Source organism: Vibrio sp. A37, assembly GCF_059777565.1.
The window spans coordinates 1-208 of record NZ_JBLNLI010000116.1 but is presented as its reverse complement, the minus strand read 5'-3'; the positions used below and the strand labels follow the sequence as shown (position 1 = coordinate 208).

Below are 208 nucleotides of genomic sequence, written 5' to 3'. Positions count from 1 at the left end.
GTCCGAAAAATGTCGATCCTGCCTCTGCGGTAAACCAAGGCAAAGTGGAATCTTCCATGGATTATGTCATCGCAATGTTTAAACCTGAGGAGGCCTAACATGAGTCGCCGTAAACCTTATGTTCGCCCTATTGAGCGCACTTGGTGGAAAGATCACCCTTACTATCGTTTCTATATGCTTAGGGAAGCAACCGTACTTCCATTGGTGC

The 208-nt window shown here is 46.6% G+C and carries 2 pseudogenes; both read left to right on the top strand.

Annotation, left to right across the window (positions count from 1 at the left end):
* Positions 1-98, top strand: a pseudogene (locus tag ACM2FC_RS23755) (fumarate reductase iron-sulfur subunit); the annotation flags it as partial.
* Between the two features lies 1 nt (position 99).
* Positions 100-208 (top strand): annotated as a pseudogene (locus ACM2FC_RS23750) (fumarate reductase subunit C); the annotation flags it as partial.